Source organism: Streptomyces sp. YIM 98790 (genome assembly GCF_011421595.1).
Taxonomy (GTDB): domain Bacteria; phylum Actinomycetota; class Actinomycetes; order Streptomycetales; family Streptomycetaceae; genus Streptomyces.
This window is the reverse complement of sequence record NZ_WTLH01000033.1, coordinates 1-17,288: the sequence shown is the minus strand read 5'-3', so window position 1 is coordinate 17,288 and position 17,288 is coordinate 1. Positions and strand designations below refer to the sequence as shown.

The following is a 17,288-nucleotide window of genomic DNA, read 5'->3' as shown; positions in this document are numbered from 1 at the left end:
CTTCCCGCCGGCCCCGCCCGCCGCGGCTGCCGCGGCTGCCCGGTGTCCGCTAGGCCCAGCAGGTCTTGGCGTACGAACCGGCCTCGGCCGCCGCGGTCTCGGTGTCCCCCGCGCGGATCGCCGCCACCAGCCGCCCGTGGTCCAGATGGTCCTCGGGCCGCAGCTCGTCGCCCACGTCATGACGCAGGAAGGCGCGCAGTACGGTCCCCAGGTCGGCGTAGAGCGCGCTGAGCACCTCGTTGTGCGAGGCCCGTATCACCGCCATGTGGAAGGTGGCGTCCGCCTCCACGAAGGCGTCCACCTCGCCGCTGTCCCAGGCCGCCTCCCGCCGCGCCAGCAGCGTGTCGAGCTGCGCCACCTCCTGCTCGGTCCGGCGCTGCGCCGCCAGCCTGGCCGCGGTCGCCTCCAGGGTGGAGCGCAGCTCGGCCACATGGCGGGGATCGGCGTCCGCGAATCTGCGGTGCATCACCCCGGCCAGCTCACTGGTGGCCAGCACATAGGTGCCCGAGCCCTGCCGGATGTCCAGCAGCCCGTTGTGCGCCAGCGCCCGGATCGCCTCCCGGACCGTGTTGCGGGCCACCCCGAGCTGCTCGACCAGCTCCGGCTCGGTCGGGATGCGCGAACCCACCGGCCACTCGCCGGAGACGATCTGCTCCCGGAGCGCGGCGATCACCTGGTCGGCGAGTGCGGAACGGCGGGGCGACGAAAGAGGCATGGGCTTCCCCCGGGGGCTGGCCGGACCGCGCACCGGCGGGGACGGCGGTGCGCGTGCGCGGTGTCAAGGGCACAAGGGCCCAGTGTGACCCAGAAGTATGACAGCGCGGGCCCCGGAGGGCCCGTCCGCATATTCATCCCATGATTCTATGATGGCCTGCATGGCACTGACGAGCAATGGCGCTTCCCTCCCCGGGGCCCCCCGGGAACCGCTGCCCTCCGCCGCACCCGCCGCACCCGCCGCACCCGCCGCACCCGCCGCGCCTCCGGCGGCACGGCAGGCGGCGCCCGGCCTCCCGGGGACGCCCCGCGCGGCGCTGCTGCCCCTGGTCGCGGCCGGACTGGTGCTGGCCGCGCTCAATCTGCGCCCGGCCATATCCGGCCTGGGCCCGCTGCTGGAGGAGATCCGCGCGGGCCTGGCCATGAACGGCGCGGTCGCCGGGCTCCTCACCTCGGCGCCCGCGCTCTGCTTCGCCCTCTTCGGCAGCGCCGCGCCCCGGCTGGCCCGCCGCCACGGCCCGGCCGCCGTGGTGCTGGCCGGCATGGCCGCCGTCGCCGCCGGTGCCGGGCTGCGCGCCCTGGCCGGCTCCACCGGGGTCTTCCTGGCCACCACCGCGCTCGCCCTGGCCGGCATCGCGGTCACCAATGTGCTGATGCCCGTCCTCGTCACCCGCTACTTCCCGGACCGGATCGGCAGCATGACCGGCCTGTACTCCATGGCACTGGCGCTGGGCACGGCCGGGGCCGCCGCCGTGACCGTGCCGCTCACCGGAGCGCTGGGCGGCGGCTGGCGCACCGGGCTGGGCATCTGGGCGGTGCCCGCGCTGGCCGCCCTGCCGCTGTGGGCGGCGGTGCTGCTCCGGGACCGCTCCGGTTCCGGGTCCCGGCGGCGGGCCGCACCGCCGTCCGTCCCCGTCCCCGTCCCCGCTCCCGTCCCTGCCTCCGGCGGCGGCAGGGGCACCGGGCCGGCGGTGGCCGGGCCGGCCGGGGCCCTGCCCCCGATGGTCCGCTCCACCACCGCCTGGCTGCTCGCCGTCTTCTTCGGCCTGCAGTCCACGGGCGCCTACATCGCCATGGGCTGGCTGCCGCAGATCTACCGGGACGCGGGCGTGCCCGCCGGCACCGCCGGGGTACTGCTCGCCGTGATCATGGGCATGGGCGTGCCGCTGGGCCTGGTGCTGCCCCGGATCGCCGCCCGGCTGGACCACCAGGGCCCGCTGGTGGCCGTGCTCGGCCTGTGCGGCCTCGCGGGCAATCTCGGGCTGCTGCTCGCCCCCGCCGCGGGAGCCTGGCTCTGGGCGGTGCTGCTGGGCATCGCCATGAGCGCCTTCCCGGTGGCGCTCACCATGATCGGGATGCGGGCCCGCACCACCGCCGGGGTCACCCGGCTGTCCGCCTTCGCGCAGAGCACCGGCTATCTGATCTCCCTGCCCGGCCCGCTGCTGATGGGGGTGCTCCAGGAGGCCACCGGCGGCTGGACGGTGCCGCTGCTGATGGTGCTGGTGCTGACCGCCGCCCAGATCGGCGCGGGCATCCTGGCCGGCCGTGACCGCGTCATCGAGGACGAGGTCTGACCCTGCCCGGTCGCGGCCCCGGCCTCGCCCTGGCCGCCCGGACGGCCCGGACCGCCCGGACCGCCCGGACCGGGCCGCGGGAACCGCTCCCGCGACCGGCCAACGCCGCCCGGGCGCGGAATGCCTGGGCCATGGTGGGGCTAGCCCCACCATCCCTTAGGGGGCCAGGTTCAGGGGGCACTGGGTGGCTCACCGGATGGGATCCCGGGCACCGCTTCCGTAGCGTTTTCACCGTCGGAAAGAACAGTGAGAGCAGCGGAAGCGGCTCACCCGCGGAAGCGGTCCCGATCGGAGGCGAGCCCCATGTCGGCCCACACCCCCTCTGCCGCCGTACCCGGGCGGCGCGTTCCCGGCCCGGCAGCCGGGAGCAGGCTGCCGTGGTGGGCCGTCCTGCTGCCGGCCGCCGCCTTCGCGGCGCTGCTGATGCTGCTCGCCGCCGGCGGCGAGGCCGCCGCCGCCGAGCCCGCCGGCCCGCTGCCGCAGATCCTGCTCAGCCAGGTGCAGATCCTGCTGAACACGCTGTGACCCGGCCGGGCGGAGGGTGCGCGGCAGGAAATCTCCCGCCGCCGGCCGCCCGCCCGGGGCAGCTTTCCGGCCCCCGGGCGCCGGCCCCGGATTTCATGCGAAGCTGGGGCACATGAGCGTCGATGTTCCCCGCAGGATCGTCCTTCTCCGTCACGCCAAGGCCGACTGGCCCCAGGTCTCCGATCACGACCGTCCGCTGGCCGAGCGCGGCCGGAGGGAGGCGGCCGCCGCGGGTGTCTGGCTGGCGGGCACCGGGGTCACCCCCGAGCTCACGCTCTGCTCCACCGCCCGGCGCACCCGCGAGACCTGGAAGCTCGTCGCTCCGGCCCTGCCGCAGCGGCCCAAGACCGTCTACGAGGAGAAGCTCTACGAGGCGTCCCTCGGCGAACTCATCGCGATCATCAACGGCACCGACGACGCGACCCGCACCCTGATGCTGGTCGGGCACAACCCCGGCATGCACGCACTGGCCGACGCCCTCGCCGGAGAAGCCGAGGGCGACACCCTGGACCGGATGACCCGCAGCGGCTATCCCACCGCGGCCGTCGCCGTTCTCTCCGTCCCCGGTGACTGGAAGACCGTGGAGCACGGCGTGGCCCGGCTGACCGCCTACTGGGCGCCGCACGACTGACCCGGCCCGGCCCGCCGCCCGGCCCGCCGCCCGACTCACCGCCGCCGCACACCCGTCCGGGTGTGCGGCGGTCCGCCCGTTACCGGCCGTCCCGGCCGACCGGGAACTCCGCGTCGGCCGCCTCCACTTCTTCCCGGGTGATGCCCAGCAGATACAGCACCGCGTCCAGGAACGGCACGCTCACCGCGGTGTCCGCGGCCCGCCGCACCAGCGGCTTGGCGTTGAAGGCCACCCCCAGCCCGGCCGCGTTCAGCATGTCCAGATCGTTGGCGCCGTCCCCGATGGCCACCGTCTGCGCCAGCGGCACCCCGGCCTCGGCGGCGAACCGGCGCAGCAGCCGCGCCTTGCCCGCCCGGTCCACCACCTCGCCGGTCACCCGCCCGGTGAAGCGGCCGTCGGCCACCTCGAGGGTGTTGGCCGCGGCGAAGTCCAGGCCCAGGGCCTCCTGCAGCGCGTCCGTCACCTGCGTGAACCCCCCGGACACCACACCGACCTGATAGCCCAGCCGCTTCAGGGTCCGCACCAGGGTGCGGGCCCCCGGAGTCAGCCGGACCTCGGCGCGCACCTTGTCCACCACCGAGGCGTCCAGCCCGGCCAGCAGCTCCACCCGGGCATGCAGCGACTCCGCGAAGTCCAGTTCGCCGCGCATGGCCGCGGCCGTCACCTCGGCCACCTTGTCCTCGCAGCCGGCATGGGCCGCGAACAGCTCGATGACCTCGTCCTGGATCAGCGTCGAGTCCACGTCCATGACCACCAGCCGCTGCGCCCGGCGCTGCAACCCGGCGGAGACCACCGCGACATCCACCTCGCGCTGCGCCGCCTCCACGGCCAGCTCGGTGCGCAGTGCCTCCGTCGCCACTCCGGAGACATCGAACTCCACCGCCGTCACCGGGTACTTGGCCAGCCGGTGGATACGGTCGATGTTGCCGTTCACCCCGGTGATGCGGGCCGCGATGGCGGCGGTGGCCTCGGCGGTCAGCGGGTGGCCGAGCACCGTGACATGCGAACGCCCGGCGCCGCGCGGCCGGTTGTCGCCCACCCCGGAGATGATCTCGGCCTGGAGCCGCATCGACTCCGCCCAGGCGTGCACGGTGGCCCGCAGCGCCCCCTCCGAACCGCCGGCCGGAGCCGGGGTGGTGATCAGCGCGCACAGGGTGATCCGGCCGCGGGTGACCACCTGCTCCAGATCCACCACCTCCACCCCGTAGGCGGCGAGGGTGTCGAACAGCCCGGCGGTCAGGCCCGGCCGGTCCTTGCCGAAGATCTTGACCAGCAGGGTCGGGACCTCGTCGGCGGGTACCGCCGGCGGGCGCTCCGGACCCTGCGTGCCCTGCGGTGCGCTCGGATCCGGCCCGCCGCCGGCGGCGGGAGGGGACTGGTCGGAATGTGTGATCATGGTGTCTTCCACGGTAGCTGGCACCGACAACAGGTCGCTTGCCTGTCCGGCTCCCGGACATGGCGGCGGCCCGGACGCCGCGCGAACCCGCACCCGGCACGGATGCGCACGGATGCGGCAAGGCCCGTCCGAGACCGTCATGCGACCAACGTCACAGAGCGGACGACAGTCTGCACCAGGTACGTGACATCCGGGGGGCGGCTTCCCGCGGACCGCTCTGGCCTGGAATAGTTCCGACCGACCTTCACTCATCCCCGGACCCCGCCGAAGGGGTCCCTCGGGGGACAACATTTGGGGCATGGAGTGCCGGAACTCGTACTGGAACTGAACGGACAGACCTGGACGCTGGACGACCCCACGCGGTCGTACGCGCTGGGGCGCGACCCACAGGGCGATGTGGTGCTGCAGGACTCCCGCGTCTCCTGGCGGCACGCCACGGTGCGCTGGGGCGGCCAGGGCTGGATCGTGGAGGACCACGGCAGCACCAACGGGACGTACGTCCAGGGGCAGCGCATCCAGCAGCTGCAGCTCGCGCCCGGGACCGTCATCCACCTGGGCAACGCCACCGACGGACCGGCGATCGTCTGCGGCGGACCCGCCATCCCGCACCAGCAGGGCTACCAGCAGCCGGCCATGGCGGCCCAGCCGCAGGCCGCCCCCGCACCCCCGGCGGGCTTCCCCCCGCAGGGCGGCATGCCGGCCCACGACCCGGGAGCCGGGGGTCCCGGAGGGCGCAGCGCCACCACCTTCCACCAGCTCCCGGTCGGCCGGGTCACCAAGATCGGCCGTGCCCTGGAGAACGACCTGGTCGTCTCCGACCTGCAGGTCTCGCGCCTCCACGCCGAGTTCGTGGCCACCCCCGACGGCCGGTTCGAGATCCACGACCTCGGCAGCCACAACGGCACCTTCGTCAACGGCCAGCAGCTGCCCAAGAACGGCCGCAAGCTGCTCGGCCCGAACGACACCGTGGGCGTCGGCCACTCCACCTTCCGGATCGTCGGCAACCAGCTGGAAGAGTTCGTCGACACCGGTGAGGTCTCCTTCGCCGCCCGCCACCTCACCGTCAAGGTCAACGACGGCAAGCTGACCATCCTCAACGACGTCTCCTTCGGCGTCCCGGAGAAGTCGCTGATCGGCGTCATCGGCCCGTCCGGCTCCGGCAAGTCCACCCTGCTGCGCGCGCTGACCGGCTACCGCCCGGCCACCGAGGGCGAGGTGCTCTACGACCACCGCAACCTCTACACCCACTTCGCCGAGCTGCGGAACCGCATCGGCCTGGTCCCGCAGGACGACATCCTGCACACCGCGCTGCCCGTCCGGCAGGCGCTGCGGCTGGCCGCCGAACTGCGCTTCCCCGGCGACGTCGAGGCCGCCGAGCGCAACGCCCGGGTGGAGGAGGTGCTGGCCGAGCTCAAGCTCGCCCCGCACGCCACCAAGCGCATCAACCAGCTCTCCGGCGGCCAGCGCAAGCGGGTCTCGGTCGCCCTGGAGCTGCTCACCAAGCCGTCCCTGATCTTCCTGGACGAACCCACCTCCGGCCTGGACCCGGGCATGGACCGGGACGTCATGCAGCTGCTGCGCGGCCTGGCCGACGACGGCCGCACCGTGCTGGTGGTCACCCACTCGGTGGCCGAGCTCGGCCTGTGCGACCGGGTGCTGGTGATGGCCCCCGGCGGCGGCGTGGCCTACTTCGGCCCCCCGGACGAGGCCCTGAACTTCTTCGGCTACGAGACCTGGGCCGACGTCTTCTCCGCCTTCGAGAACTACCGCGACTACGACTGGATGGGCCGCTGGCGCGGCTCCCAGCACTTCCAGATGTACGCCGCGGACATCGACGCCGTGCAGTCCCAGCCCGCCTACGTGCAGCCGCTCCAGGCCAACCAGCAGAAACAGCAGAGCTGGGGTTCCCAGGTGTGGACCCTGGTCCGCCGCTACTTCGCGGTGATCGCCGCCGACAAGGGCTTCCTCGGCCTCACCCTCGCCCTGCCCGTCGTGCTCGGCCTGGTCTCCACCCTCGTCCCGGCGGACTTCGGCCTCGGCTACGGACCGCTGGACCGGGCCCAGGTCAACGGCGACGCCGGCATCATCCTGCTGATCCTGGTGGTCGGCATGTGCTTCTCCGGAGCGGCCAACTCGGTCCGGGAACTCATCAAGGAACGCGTGATCTACGAGCGGGAACGCGCGGTCGGACTCTCCCGCTCCGCCTACCTGATGTCCAAGGTCGTGGTCCTCGGCGTGGTCACCATGCTCCAGGGCATGCTGCTGTGCGTGATCGGCTTCGCCCGCCGCGGCGACAAGATGCCCGCCGAGGGCGTCATCCTCACCGGCTCGCCCGGCGTGGAGATGACCATCACCATCATGATGCTGGGCCTGACCTCCATGATGCTCGGCCTGGTGATCTCCTCGCTGGTGCGCACCTCCGAGATGACCATGCCGCTGCTGGTGATGATCTCCGTGGTCCAGCTCGTCTTCACCGGCGTGCTCTTCGACGTGCACGGCAGCCTGGGCGTCGAGCAGATCGCCTGGCTGATGCCGTCCCGCTGGGCCCTGGCCGGCACCGGCGCCACCGCCGACCTCAATGTGCTCTCCCGCAAGGCACAGACCGGCAATCCGGACCGGCTGTGGGACCACGCGCCCGAGGTGTGGATCCTGGACATCTCCATGCTGCTGGTGCTCGCGGTGCTCTGCGGCTTCCTGGTGATGAAGTTCCTGCGCCGCCACGAGCCCGAGGTGATGCGCGCCTGACCCGGCTCCCGGCGGGCTCCCGCCCGCCGGCGGACCCGGCCGGACACGGACACGGACGCGCCGCGGCGCCGGCACCCTCCCTCCGGGGTGCCGGCGCCGCGGCCGTTCACGGGGCGGCCCGCCTCACGGGGCGGCCCGGCGCGCTCAGTACCAGTGGTTCGCCTGCCAGAAGTCCCAGGCGGCGCACGGGCTGCCGTAGCGCTCGTTCATGTAGTCCAGACCCCACTTGATCTGGGTCTCCGGGTTGGTCCGCCAGTCCGAGCCGGCCGAGGCCATCTTGGACGCCGGCAGCGCCTGCACCAGGCCGTAGGCTCCGCTGGACGGGTTGGTCGCGGTGTGGTCCCAGCCGCTCTCCCGCTCCACGATCTCCGCGAAGCACGTGAACTGGGCCGAGTCGTCCACGACCTTCCGGGCGATGTCCTTGTTGGAGCTCTCCGAGGTGGCGGCCGAGGCGGTGTCGGCCAGCCCCAGGACGCCCACCCCGGCCGCGGCCACCGCAACCGCGCCTGCGGCCAGCGCGCGACGGGTGCGGACGATGCGGGAACGGGTCGAGGTGTTCGAGTCGGGCATCAGGTGAACCTCTGCTTCCGGCCGGCTTCTCCGGCCTTGGTCGGCAACGCGGACCATTCTTAGCGAGCCCGAAATGGCATGGCAAAGCCCCCTCTTACGATCCCCTGTAGTGGTCCCGACCAAGGGCCGGGACCCTGCCCGGCCCGCTCCGGCACGGCCGAACCGCCCCCGCCCGCTACGGGGCCCGGTAGTGGCGGGACCTCGGTCCTGTGGGCGGCATCACACCCCCCGCCCCGCCTCCGCACCCGGAGCCACCGCCCCGCCGCGCACCGTCACCGCCGCCCCGCGCTCCCGCCGGCCCGGTGCCACGGACCTATGCCCCGGGACCTACGACCCCCGGCCCGCCCCGCCGCGCCCGCCGCCCGATCCGGCCCGCCCCCGGTCCCGGTAGCGTCGGAGCCATGGAGCCCACAACCGGCCTGGCGGCGATCAGCGCGGCCCTGCTCGCCATGAACCGCACCCGCGAGGTCCGCGGCGTCCTGCAGACCATCGTGCGTTCCGCCCGCGACCTGGCCGGCGCCCGCTACGCCGCTCTCGGTGTGCCCGACGGCAACGGCGGCTTCGCCCAGTTCATCGTGGAGGGCGTCAGCGACCGCCAGTGGCAGGCCATCGGCCCGCTGCCCCGCCAGCACGGCATCCTGGCCGCCATGCTCCAGCGCGCCACCCCCGAGCGCCTCGACGACGTCCGCACCGACCCCCGCTTCGAGGGCTGGCCCGCCGCCCACCCCGAGATGTCCGACTTCCTCGGCGTGCCCATCGCCGACGGCGACGAGGTCCTCGGTGCCCTCTTCCTGGCCAACAAGAAGTGCCCGCCCGGCACCGTGCGCACCGGCCCCGGCGGACGCTGCACCTTCACCGACGACGACGAGGAACTCGTCCGGCTGCTCGCCGAGCACGCCGCCATCGCGCTGACCAACGCCCGGCTCTACGAACGCGGCCGGGAACTCACCATCGCCCGGGAACGCGCCCGCCTGGCCCACGAACTGCACGACGCCGTGGCCCAGAAACTCTTCTCGCTCCGGCTCACCGCCCAGGCCGCCACCGCCCTGATCACCCGCGACCCCCGGCGCGCCCGCGCCGAACTCCTCCAGGTCACCCGCCTCGCCGCCGAGGCCGCCGAGGAGCTGCGCGCCGCCGTCATCGAGCTGCGCCCCGCAGCCCTGGAGGAGGACGGCCTGGTGGCCACCCTGCGCGCCCAGGCCCAGGTGCTGGACCGCGCCCACCCCGCCACCGTCACCTTCGCCTGCGACGAGCCCCGCGCCCTGCCCGCCGAGCAGGAGGACGCCCTGCTGCGGGTCGCCCAGGAAGCCGTGCACAACGCCCTGCGCCACGCCGCCCCCGCCCGGGTGGCCATCACCCTGGACCGGCGCGGCATGGGCGCGCTGCTGCGTGTCACCGACGACGGATCCGGCTTCGACCCCGAGGCGGTGCGCCGGGCCGGCCGCCACCTCGGCCTGGTCTCCATGCGCGAGCGGGCCATCGGCGTCGGCGGCACCCTGACCGTGGACTCGGCGCCCGGCAAGGGCACCGTGGTGGAGATGGAGGTTCCCGGTGGCTGACGTCATCCGCGTCCTGCTGGCCGACGACCACCAGGTGGTCCGGCGCGGCCTGCGCACCTTCCTGGAGATCCAGGACGACATCGAGGTGGTGGGGGAGGCCGCCGACGGCGCCGAGGCGGTCGCCCGCGCCGAGGAACTGCGGCCGGACGTCATCCTGATGGACGTCCGGATGCCCGGCACCGACGGCGTGGAGGCACTGCACACCCTCGGCCGCCAGCAGCACCCGGCCCGGGTGCTGGTCGTCACCAGCTTCACCGAACAGCGCACCGTGGTCCCCGCGCTGCGCGCAGGCGCCCGCGGCTACGTGCACAAGGACATCGACCCCGACGCCCTGGCCTGCGCCATCCGCTCGGTGCACGCCGGCCATGTGCTGCTCCAGGCCGATGTGGCGCAGGCGCTGCTGGCCCACGAACCCCCGGCCGGGGCGCGCAGCGGCACCCTCACCGACCGGGAACGCGAAGTGCTGGCGCTGATCGCCCGCGGGCGGTCCAACCGGGAGATCGCCCGCACCCTGGTGCTCTCCGAGAAGACCGTCAAGACCCACGTGTCCAACATCCTGATGAAGCTGGACCTCGCCGACCGCACCCAGGCCGCGCTGTGGGCGGTCCGCCATGGAATCACGGACTGACGCGAGATTGGCGCAGGTTGATCCGGAGTGTCCGAAAAACTCCGCGAAGAGATTCATACGGTCGTGTGGCAGCGGGCAACGAAACGCATCCTGACGGAGCTTGGCGCGTTCTTGCTGGCGTGCCGCGGTGATCCGCCGCGGCGAATGCAAGGAGGGTCCAAGTGAAGAACCTGAAGAAGGCCGCGGCGGTCACCATGGCCGCCGGCAGCATCGTCGCCGCCGGCGCGGGCGCCGCAGCCGCCCACGGAGCGGGCGCCTCGGGCGCAGCCGTGGGCTCCCCGGGCCTGGTGTCGGGGAACGTCATCCAGATTCCGGTGGACGTGCCGATCAACCTCTGCGGCAACACCATCGACATCATCGGTCTCCTGAACCCGACCTTCGGCAACTTCTGCCTGAACGCCGAGGGCGGCCACCACGGCGGCCACCACGGCGGCTCCAAGGCCCACTGAGCCTTTCCGGGCGGGGCCCGCCCCGTTCGGCGCAATCCCGTGACCCATTCGCGGTACCTCTCCGTGTCGACCGTGCCATTCGCGCCATCCGGGGAGTTGATGAAGGTGTGACTCCGGCAGCCGGAGCCGCACCGTAGTACCGCTTCTCCAGGAGGAATTCCCTTCATGAACACCGCCAAGAAGGCTGTTCTCGTTCTCGCCGCCGCCGGTGCCGCTCTGGGTACCGCCGCCGGCACCGCGGTTGCCGACGCCGGGGCCGTGGGCAAGGCCGTCGGCTCGCCCGGTCTGCTTTCCGGCAATGTCATCCAGGTGCCGGTTCACGTGCCGATCAACGTGTGCGGCAACACGATCAACATCGTCGCCTTCCTCAACCCGGCGTTCGGCAACACCTGCGTCAACGCCTGACGCCCCCGGCACGCCAGACGTAGCGGCGCCCCGCGGCCAGCCAGGCCGCGGGGCGCCGCGGCGCGCGGCGCCGTGTCGGTCCGGCACCCGCCCCCGGGCACGGCGGTCAGCCGCGCTGCCGCTCCAGCTCCTCCGCAAACGAGTTGTACGCCGCCACCCGGGCCCGCCGCGCCGCCCGCTCCACCGGCCGCAGCAGCTCCTCCCGCACCGCCATCTCCCCGGCGCTCACCGCGCTCCCCGGCTCCCCGGCACCGGCGATCTCCACCAGCGCCGCCACCCGCTGCGCCAGCTCCAGCACCCGCACCGCCCGCGGCGGATACCCCGGAGCCAGCACCTGCCGCCCCCGCTCCGTCCGCGCCCGGTAGGCGTCCAGACCGGCCTGCGCCACCGGACCCGCCCCGGCCAGATCCCTGGCGGTCAGCGCCTCCGTCGCGGTGCGCAGCACCTCCGCCAGCTCCCGCTCCGCCTCGCCCAGCGACGGCACATCGGCCGGCGGCGCCGGCCGCACCGCACCGGCCCGCCACACCACCTCGGTCAGCACATCCCCCGCCGGCCCGGCCGAGCTGATCTCCGGGACCAGCCCCACCGCGGCGGCCGGCGCAAGCACCGCCTCACCGGCCTCCAGCGCCGCCGCATTGAACTCCGGCGGCCCGCACAGCCCCAGCGGATGACCCGGCACCGGCAGCGCCACCCGCAGCCCGGCGACACCCATCGCCCGCAGCCGGCCCAGCGCCAGCGTCAGCCCCACCTGCCCGTCCTCGCCGGGCAGCCCCGCCACCCGGTGCACCGCATCGGCGCCCACCGCGCGCGCCGCCGCCTCGTCCGGTGACACGAGACCGGCCAGCAGGGCATTGCCCCACGCCGCCAGCCGGCCCGCTCGTGGTTCCTCCAGCATGCGCCCTACCTTACGGAGCCCGCCCGGCGCGGTGGCGGATCCGGGCCGCTCCCGGCGGCCTGGCCTCCGTACCGGCGGCCGGGTGGCGTAGCGTTGTCCTGGAACGCCTTGTACCGCGCCGTACCCCCTGACCACGGCCGCAATGGGAGAGAGACCACAGGCATGAGCGATGTACTGGAGCTGGTGGACGTATCCGTGATCCGCGGCGGGCACGCTCTGGTGGAGCAGGTGTCCTGGTCGGTCGCGGAGGGCGAGCGCTGGGTGATTCTCGGCCCCAACGGCGCCGGGAAGACCACCCTGCTCAACATCGCCTCCAGCTACCTCTTCCCCACCACGGGCACCGTGCAGATCCTCGGCGAGAAGCTCGGCAGCGTGGACGTCTTCGAACTCCGCCCGCGCATCGGCATGGCCGGCAGCGCCCTCGCCGAACGCCTGCCCCGCCGTCAGACCGTGCTGCAGACCGTGCTCACCGCCGCCTACGGCATGACCGCCGGCTGGCGCGAGCACTACGACCCCGTGGACGAGGCCCGGGCCCGCGCCTTCCTGGACCGGCTCGGGATGAGCAACCTGCTCGACCACCGCTTCGGCACCCTCTCCGAGGGCGAGCGCAAGCGCACCCAGATCGCCCGTGCGCTGATGACCGACCCCGAACTCCTGCTGCTGGACGAGCCGGCCGCCGGACTCGACCTCGGCGGGCGCGAGGACCTGGTCCGCCGTCTCGGCCGGCTGGCCCGCGACCCCTACGCCCCCTCGATGGTGATGGTCACTCACCACGTCGAGGAGATCGCGCCGGGCTTCACCCACCTGCTGCTGATCCGTCAGGGCAAGGTGCTGGCCGCCGGGCCGCTGGAGGAGGTCCTCACCTCGGCCAACCTCTCGCGCTGCTTCGGACTCCCGCTGGTCGTGGAGCACAACCAGGACCGCTGGACCGCCCACGGCCTTCCGCTGGCCTGACACCGCCCCGGAACACCGACAGGCCTGCGGACGCGGCCGGCTGACGGCCGGCCGGGGCACCGCCCGCCCGTGCCCGGAAACCGTCCGCGGAACGTCGCTCACCGTCACAGGCACTGTTCCGGCCGTGTTCCGCGGCCTACCATGGTCACGTGGACTTCTGGGTGTGGTGGCTGATCGCCGCCGGAGGACTGGCAATAGCACTCGTCATCACCACCATGCCCGAACTGGGCATGATCGCGATCGGCGCGGTGGCCGCCGCGGTGACCTCCGGGTTCACCGACAACGTGGTGATCCAGGTCGTCGTGTTCGCCGTGGTCTCGACCGCGCTGGTGCTGGCCGTCCGCCCCGTGGCCCGGCGCTCCCGTGCCGAACGGCCCGGTCTCTCCAGCGGAATCGAGGCGCTCAAGGGCCGCACGGCCGTGGTCGTCGAACGCGTCGACGGCAGCCGGGGCCAGATCAAGCTGGCCGGCGAGATATGGTCCGCCCGCGCTCTGGACGCCGGCGAAGTCTACGAACCAGGCAGCCAGGTCAACGTCGTGGAGATCGACGGCGCAACAGCCGTCGTGATGTGATGGCGGCAGTGGCACGCACCTCGGACATCACTGGTACAACACTGTCAAGCCCGTCTAATGCAGGGGGAGTTACACGATGGATGCCATCATCATCGTGCTGGTCATCCTGGTGGTGCTGGTTTTCATCGCACTCGTCAAGACCATCCAGGTGATCCAGCAGGCAAGCGCCGCCATCGTCGAACGATTCGGCCGCTACACCCGCACGCTCAACGCCGGCCTGAACATCGTCGTCCCGTTCATCGACACCATCCGCAACCGGATCGACCTGCGTGAGCAGGTCGTCCCCTTCCCCCCGCAGCCGGTGATCACCCAGGACAACCTGGTGGTCAACATCGACACGGTGATCTACTACCAGGTCACCGATGCCCGGGCCGCCACCTACGAGGTCTCCAACTTCATCCAGGCCATCGAGCAGCTGACCGTCACCACGCTGCGGAACATCATCGGCGGCATGGACCTGGAACGCACCCTGACCTCCCGCGAGGAGATCAACGCGGCCCTGCGCGGGGTGCTGGACGAGGCCACCGGCAAGTGGGGCATCCGCGTCAACCGCGTCGAGCTCAAGGCCATCGAACCCCCCACCTCCATCCAGGACTCGATGGAGAAGCAGATGCGCGCCGACCGGGACAAGCGCGCCGCCATCCTCCAGGCCGAAGGTGTCCGGCAGTCCCAGATCCTGGAGGCCGAGGGTGCCAAGCAGGCCGAGATCCTGCGCGCCGAAGGTGACGCCCGCGCCTCGGCGCTGCGCGCCGAGGGTGAGGCCCAGGCCATCCGCACCGTCTTCGAGGCCATCCACGCCGGAGACGCCGACCAGAAGCTGCTGGCCTACCAGTACGTCCAGATGCTGCCGAAGATCGCCGAGGGCGACTCCAACAAGCTCTGGATCGTGCCCAGCGAGATCGGCGACGCCCTCAAGGGCCTGGGCGGCGGCCTCGGCAGGCTCGCGGAGAACGGCGGCTCGGGCGACAGCGGCGGCACCCCCGGCGGTACCGGTGGCACCGGCCTCAGCGGGCGGCTGGGCAAGCAGCCGCTGCGCGAACAGCCCCGCATCGACTGACGCCCACCCCGTCCCGCCCCGCCGGACCGTGGAGGGCCGGCGGGGCCGAAGCTGCGGCGCAGCCGCGGAGCCCCGTCCGGATGGTGGCTGACTGCCGCCCGGACGGGGCTCCGCGCCGTCATTCCCGTTCCGGTCAGTCAGTCAGGCAGCCCGCGGCAGCGACAGCCACGAGGCCAGCGGCTCCTCGCCCTCCCGCGGATCGAGGGCCAGCAGCAGCGCATGGGCCGGCGACGGCTCGTACGGCTCGCGCAGCAGGCGCATCCCCGCCTGCGCCGGCGTCCGGTCCGCCTTCCGCCGGTTGTCGTCCGCGCAGGCGGCGACGGTGTTCAGCCAGGTGTCCCCGCCGCCGCGGGACCGCGGCACCAGGTGGTCCACCGTGGTCGCCCGGCGCCCGCAGTATGCGCAGCGGTGCCGGTCACGAACCAGCACACCCCGCCGCGACCACGGAACGCGTTGTCGGAACGGCACCCGTACGTACCGCCGCAGTCTGATCACCCGCGGCACCGGGAGCTCCAGCGCCGCCGACCGCAGGTGCAGACTCGGGTGCTCCTGCTCCACCACGGCCTTCTCCTGCATCACCAGCACGACAGCCCGCCGCAGCGTCACCGTCGACAACGGTTCGTAACTGGCATTGAGCACCAGTGTCTGCCGCACCCTCCCACCTCCGCATCGCCCCCCGCCCCGGCGGCGGGTTGTCTCCAACTCTGCCGACGCCCGGCAGGCGGAACAATGCGATTTCCGTGCCGTAACGCCGAACAGCGGGAAACAGGAGAGGCGGCACCGGCGGAGCGGAAAGCGAGGCACGGCACAGGGGAAGAAGAGAGGAAGAGAGAAGGGAAAGGGGCGGAGGCCCGGGAAGACCCGGGAGAAGGCCGGAGGGAGGGGACGGGACAGCGGCCACCGCCCCCGCCCCGCCCGGGCGTCAGCCCCCGGCGCCCTCGGCCGGCTCCTCGTGGATACCGATGAGCTGTGCCCGGCCCACCGTGTGGAACCGCAGATGGAAGCCCACCACGGCGGGCGTGGCGTCCGCATCCGGCCCCAGCTTCTCGGTGTCCACCGCATAGACCGTGAACACATAGCGGTGCGGGCCGTCACCGGGCGGCGGCGCCGCCCCGCCGAACCCCGCGGTGCCGTAGTCGTTGCGCACCTGGACGGCACCCTCCGGGAGCCCGGAGCCGTCCGGCCTGCCCGCGTCGCGCGGCAGCTCCGTCACCGAGACCGGGATGTCGAACACCGACCAGTGCCAGAACCCGCTGCCGGTCGGGGCGTCCGGGTCGTAGCAGCTCACCGCAAAGCTGCGGGTGCCCTCGGGGAAGCCGCCCCAGCGCAGGTGCGGGGAGGTATTGCCCTTGGCGAACACCTGGTCGTCCTTGAGCGGCATGCCCCCGGACACGTCGTCGCTCTCCACGGTGAAGGCCGGCACCGGGGGGTGGAAGTCGTGCGGAAGCGGGGGCCTGGCCGAATCGGCCATCTCAGAACCTCCTCATCGGGGACGGGATGGATCGCGGCCGACAGCCTAGTGACGTCGCCACCCCCGGTCCGCACCGTCGGCGGCCCCGGTACCGTGGGCCGGGCCATGAACAACCCCACCAGCACGCCGTCCGGCGTCCCGGACCGGGACAGCAGGCTGCCGCGCGCCTTCTTCGACCGCCCGGTCCTGGAGGTGGCCCCGGACCTTCTGGGGCGCATCCTGGTCCGGAACACCCCGCTGGGTCCCGTCGGGCTCCGCCTCACCGAGGTCGAGGCATACGCCGGCGAGCAGGACCCGGGCTCCCACGCCTACCGGGGGCGCACGGACCGCAACGCCGTGATGTTCGGCCCGCCCGGACACGCCTACGTCTACTTCACATATGGGATGTGGCACTGCCTGAACCTGGTCTGCGGCCCGCCCGGCCGGGCGGGCGGGGTGCTGCTGCGCGCCGGAGAAGTGGTGCGCGGTGCCGAGCTGTGCCGTCCGCGGAGGCCGACCGCCCGCAAGGACACGGACCTGGCCAAGGGGCCCGCCCGGCTGGCCACCGCACTGGACGTCGACGGTACGCTGAACGGCACCGACGTCTGCGGCGGAGATCCGGACGCGGCGCTCAGCATCCGCCACGGCGTCCCGGTGCCGGCACGCGAGGTGAGGAACGGCCCACGGACGGGAGTCGGCGGCGACGGAGCCGATCATCCCTGGCGCTTCTGGATCGCTTCCGATCCCACCGTGAGCCCCTACCGTCCCCACCGTCCCAGGACGCGCAAGGACCGACTTGACGTGGCCGCCCCGGGGTCGTAGTGTTGATCGAGTCGCTAGAGAGCGACGTGCCCAGAAGCATGGTCCTTGAGATCATGTACGAGGTGCCCGGCTAGAGGCACCACCTCCACTCATCACGATTCCCGTACGGGGCCTGTTTCCCATTGGTGAAACGGAACCGCGCGGAGCCGATTAGGCTCTGGCTGGGAGATCCGCTAAAGTGGAGGAACCGAAGCGGAGAAACACCCGGAGGGATTCCCGAGAGGGTTACCGAAGGCAGTGTCCGTTCCTTGAGAACTCAACAGCGTGCCAAAAGTCAACGCCAGATATTTGGCAACCCCGTCGCCATGGGGCCGGATGTGTGTCCGGTTGTCCGTGGTGGAT

At 72.8% G+C, this 17,288-nt stretch carries 18 protein-coding genes; 12 read left to right on the top strand and 6 right to left on the bottom strand.

Annotated elements, in window-relative coordinates; genetic code table 11:
- Positions 1-49: 49 nt before the first annotated feature.
- A complete protein-coding gene (locus GQS09_RS08580) occupies positions 50-715 on the bottom strand; it encodes a FadR/GntR family transcriptional regulator (RefSeq protein WP_165985406.1) in 666 nt (221 codons plus the stop codon).
- A gap of 160 nt (positions 716-875) precedes the next feature.
- Here GQS09_RS08580 and GQS09_RS08575 point away from each other — a divergent pair, with 160 nt between their 5' ends.
- The 3 genes from GQS09_RS08575 to GQS09_RS08565 all read left to right on the top strand — a co-directional run bounded on the left by GQS09_RS08575 (position 876) and on the right by GQS09_RS08565 (position 3,444).
- The gene (locus GQS09_RS08575; RefSeq protein WP_165985405.1) at positions 876-2,288 is read left to right on the top strand and encodes an MFS transporter; all 1,413 of its coding nucleotides are present in this window, start codon (positions 876-878) and stop codon (positions 2,286-2,288) included.
- A 303-nt stretch (positions 2,289-2,591) separates the two neighbouring features.
- Positions 2,592-2,813 (top strand): hypothetical protein, encoded by a 222-nt coding sequence (locus tag GQS09_RS08570; RefSeq protein WP_165985391.1) that lies wholly within the window; start codon positions 2,592-2,594, stop codon positions 2,811-2,813.
- A 112-nt stretch (positions 2,814-2,925) separates the two neighbouring features.
- Positions 2,926-3,444, top strand: coding sequence for a histidine phosphatase family protein (locus tag GQS09_RS08565; protein WP_165985404.1), 519 nt, complete (start codon positions 2,926-2,928; stop codon positions 3,442-3,444).
- A 79-nt stretch (positions 3,445-3,523) separates the two neighbouring features.
- Here the strand turns inward: GQS09_RS08565 and serB are convergent, their stop codons facing one another.
- On the bottom strand, positions 3,524-4,840 hold the full coding sequence (gene serB, locus GQS09_RS08560; protein WP_165985403.1) for a phosphoserine phosphatase SerB: 1,317 nt from the start codon (positions 4,838-4,840) through the stop codon (positions 3,524-3,526).
- Between the two features lie 303 nt (positions 4,841-5,143).
- Here serB and GQS09_RS08555 point away from each other — a divergent pair, with 303 nt between their 5' ends.
- The gene (locus GQS09_RS08555; RefSeq protein WP_165985402.1) at positions 5,144-7,585 is read left to right on the top strand and encodes an FHA domain-containing protein; all 2,442 of its coding nucleotides are present in this window, start codon (positions 5,144-5,146) and stop codon (positions 7,583-7,585) included.
- Positions 7,586-7,729: 144 nt separating this feature from the next.
- On the opposite strand, the gene GQS09_RS08550 is transcribed toward GQS09_RS08555, so the two are convergent.
- Positions 7,730-8,155, bottom strand: a complete 426-nt coding sequence (locus GQS09_RS08550) for a lytic transglycosylase domain-containing protein (protein WP_165985401.1) — start codon at positions 8,153-8,155, stop codon at positions 7,730-7,732.
- A gap of 401 nt (positions 8,156-8,556) precedes the next feature.
- On the opposite strand from GQS09_RS08550, the gene GQS09_RS08545 reads away from it, so the two are divergent.
- From GQS09_RS08545 to GQS09_RS08530, 4 genes are all read left to right on the top strand, one after another.
- Complete coding sequence (locus GQS09_RS08545; RefSeq protein WP_165985400.1) at positions 8,557-9,714, top strand: GAF domain-containing sensor histidine kinase; 1,158 nt, start codon at positions 8,557-8,559, stop codon at positions 9,712-9,714.
- Complete coding sequence (locus GQS09_RS08540; protein WP_165985399.1) at positions 9,707-10,342, top strand: response regulator transcription factor; 636 nt, start codon at positions 9,707-9,709, stop codon at positions 10,340-10,342. Before GQS09_RS08545 ends, GQS09_RS08540 begins: the two co-directional genes overlap by 8 nt.
- A 194-nt stretch (positions 10,343-10,536) precedes the next feature.
- Positions 10,537-10,791 (top strand): chaplin, encoded by a 255-nt coding sequence (locus tag GQS09_RS08535; RefSeq protein ID WP_165985426.1) that lies wholly within the window; start codon positions 10,537-10,539, stop codon positions 10,789-10,791.
- A 165-nt stretch (positions 10,792-10,956) separates the two neighbouring features.
- Positions 10,957-11,196 (top strand): chaplin, encoded by a 240-nt coding sequence (locus GQS09_RS08530; RefSeq protein WP_165985398.1) that lies wholly within the window; start codon positions 10,957-10,959, stop codon positions 11,194-11,196.
- Positions 11,197-11,302: 106 nt separating this feature from the next.
- Here the strand turns inward: GQS09_RS08530 and GQS09_RS08525 are convergent, their stop codons facing one another.
- On the bottom strand, positions 11,303-12,091 hold the full coding sequence (locus GQS09_RS08525; RefSeq protein WP_165985397.1) for a hypothetical protein: 789 nt from the start codon (positions 12,089-12,091) through the stop codon (positions 11,303-11,305).
- 162 nt (positions 12,092-12,253) lie between these two features.
- Here GQS09_RS08525 and GQS09_RS08520 point away from each other — a divergent pair, with 162 nt between their 5' ends.
- The 3 genes from GQS09_RS08520 (at position 12,254) to GQS09_RS08510 (ending at position 14,674) form a co-directional block, all read left to right on the top strand.
- Positions 12,254-13,045, top strand: a complete 792-nt coding sequence (locus GQS09_RS08520; RefSeq protein WP_165985396.1) for an ABC transporter ATP-binding protein — start codon at positions 12,254-12,256, stop codon at positions 13,043-13,045.
- A 149-nt stretch (positions 13,046-13,194) separates the two neighbouring features.
- A complete protein-coding gene (locus tag GQS09_RS08515; RefSeq protein WP_313896053.1) occupies positions 13,195-13,617 on the top strand; it encodes an NfeD family protein in 423 nt (140 codons plus the stop codon).
- 76 nt (positions 13,618-13,693) lie between these two features.
- Positions 13,694-14,674 carry an SPFH domain-containing protein gene (locus GQS09_RS08510; RefSeq protein WP_165985395.1) on the top strand — a complete coding sequence of 327 codons (981 nt, stop codon included), beginning with the start codon at positions 13,694-13,696 and terminating at the stop codon, positions 14,672-14,674.
- Positions 14,675-14,815: 141 nt separating this feature from the next.
- On the opposite strand, the gene GQS09_RS08505 is transcribed toward GQS09_RS08510, so the two are convergent.
- Both GQS09_RS08505 and GQS09_RS08500 read right to left on the bottom strand, forming a co-directional pair.
- Positions 14,816-15,328, bottom strand: coding sequence for an HNH endonuclease (locus GQS09_RS08505; protein ID WP_165985394.1), 513 nt, complete (start codon positions 15,326-15,328; stop codon positions 14,816-14,818).
- A 268-nt stretch (positions 15,329-15,596) separates the two neighbouring features.
- Positions 15,597-16,145 (bottom strand): YbhB/YbcL family Raf kinase inhibitor-like protein, encoded by a 549-nt coding sequence (locus GQS09_RS08500; RefSeq protein WP_165985393.1) that lies wholly within the window; start codon positions 16,143-16,145, stop codon positions 15,597-15,599.
- A gap of 105 nt (positions 16,146-16,250) precedes the next feature.
- Between GQS09_RS08500 and GQS09_RS08495 the strand changes: the two genes are divergently transcribed.
- Complete coding sequence (locus GQS09_RS08495) at positions 16,251-16,946, top strand: DNA-3-methyladenine glycosylase (protein ID WP_165985392.1); 696 nt, start codon at positions 16,251-16,253, stop codon at positions 16,944-16,946.
- The last annotated feature ends 342 nt before the right edge of the window (positions 16,947-17,288 follow it).